This window comes from Halomonas sp. MES3-P3E, from assembly GCF_002836035.1.
Classification (GTDB): Bacteria; Pseudomonadota; Gammaproteobacteria; order Pseudomonadales; family Halomonadaceae; genus Vreelandella; species Vreelandella arctica.
In genome coordinates, this window is sequence record NZ_PJBT01000083.1 from 1 (window position 1) to 2,081 (window position 2,081).

At 50.6% G+C, this 2,081-nt stretch carries 1 protein-coding gene; it reads left to right on the top strand.

Annotation, left to right across the window (positions count from 1 at the left end; genetic code table 11):
* Positions 1-220: 220 nt before the first annotated feature.
* Positions 221-2,081, top strand: a 1,861-nt coding sequence (locus CXF87_RS11860) for a hypothetical protein (RefSeq protein ID WP_157826526.1), incomplete at its 3' end; no start/stop codon positions are given.

The window sequence follows — 2,081 nt, forward strand, 5'->3', positions numbered from 1 at the left end:
CACCCGAACCCACTGTTCTAAACGCCAGGCATTAGCGCTCGGTGCGTTACTTTTGTGTATTGAAAAACGTATTTGTTATATGCGCCTGCTGAAGGATGTGTGCCAAGGGGACAACTTTCGGCTGTTATATCACCGTAAAACCTATTACTTGGAGTATAGCGAACAGTTAGATAGCACCAGCTGGCAAGCCCCCGTACAGCGGCACACAGTGTCATATCATGTGGCATCACTACTAACTTACGGCCAACGCCTAACATCTACCAAAGCGCTCGACGATCCTTGGACGATCCCAAAACAAGCGCCGCCTTTGCCTGAGGCATTGATCCAGTGCTGTGAGAGTCAAGAGTGTATAACGATCCAGCAGATACTTGGGCAGGCGGCCGCTATTGTCGATCAAGCCAATCTTCTGAGATTACCGGGCGTATTGGCTGGCGCGTTAGCAGGGCGGATAGTGGCCACCAGCCTCCCTATGCAAGCGCACATTCGTATGGTGCACGGCAAATCGCTGATGTTCCCACCTTCAGCAGTCAACACTGAGGATTTGGAGCTCTCGACAGCGTTGCCAGCGCTATTACGAGCTAATGGCGATAAACATGAGCTGCAGCAACAGGCGGTACTTCTTTTTAAAGAGGTGAAGCAAATCTTGGATGGCTACACCAAGGCGCAGGCTAAAATAACGGCAAAAACACTGGAGCAACTAGTAACCCAGCGAAACGGTAAAGTAAGTAGTGCCATCATGCTGTTGGTCATCTGGATCGCGACGGTTATCCGGAGTGGTAAGGGGCGAGCGGGCAGGCGCTTTAAGCCGTTCGAAAGCAGTAGTATTCATCGTTACTGGGGCGCGTTGCGTAAGCTTTTTGAGGAGCTTGCGTACGGTGTCGACCTGATGGCGATCGGTAGTGAAGAGATCACCGCCTTTTATGCAGGTCTGATTGATTATCAAGAAACCCAGTTGAGCGATATGAGCTATTTTAGCCATCGTCTACGCTCTTTTCACCGCGTAGCCGCCTCTCTCGGCGTTGAAGAACCGGATTGGGATGAGCTACCCGTTGCAGAGCAAGGAAGACACGTGCGTGCTGAAATGCTCTCAGAACGAGAATACCTTGAGACACTGAAGCGGATAGAAGCATCGCAACGAGACCCCGATATTGCGTGTTTACTTCAGTTTGTATTGCTATGCGCGTATCGCTTTGGTTTGCGGCTGGATGAAGCGAGAGGGTTGCTCAGGCGAGATTGGTGTGAATCTCATGGCTACTGCTGGGTTTTGATTAGGAACAATCGTTATCGAACATTAAAAAGTGAGGCCTCTCGACGTGCTGTGCCGCTTTTGTTTTCTCTCGAGGCGACAGAGCAACGTATGCTTAACGCTGTGCTTAATCGTCATGATGCGCTACTGGGGGGTGAGGCGTCCCTACCGCTGCTAGGTGAGATACGCGATGGGAAAGTCGAAGTAGCGCTTAGTGCATCAGCAATCAGCGCTGCTGAGATAGATGCGTTACGTCACGTGAGTGGCAGCCCAACACTATCACTACATCACGCCCGTCATGCGTTTTACAATATAACGGCAGCCTCTCTGCTACAGCTAAAAACGCCTGTCGCCACCAAAATAACCCAGCATATAGATAGCGCTGACATTCGTCAGATGGTGATGGGGCAGCAACATTACTGTTCGCGTCGCGTGATGATGGGGCTGGCGCGCTTAATGGGGCACCGCCAGCCATCGACTGGGCTGCTTAACTATAATCATTTAATTCTAGAATGGGCGGATGCGCTGACACCTGTTAAAGGGACAAATGGCAGCATTCTCAAAGAAGCAATCAAGCCGCAGGATTTTAAACGTTACACGCCGGCTGCTGTGCTACCTCAAGGACTTACTTTATTTAACGAGCCAACACCGCATTTATTGATGAAAGCGTTGCGATTAGGCGCGCTACGGCAGAATGTGCGACGATCGAGTGAGGCGTTGGGATTGTCCCCGGTACATGCTGCTATCCTTGAAGGTGTTATTCAGGAAGCTGAAAGCAATATGCGCTTCAAAATTCGGGGAAAAGACCAATGGATAACATCGCAAGAATACCCCT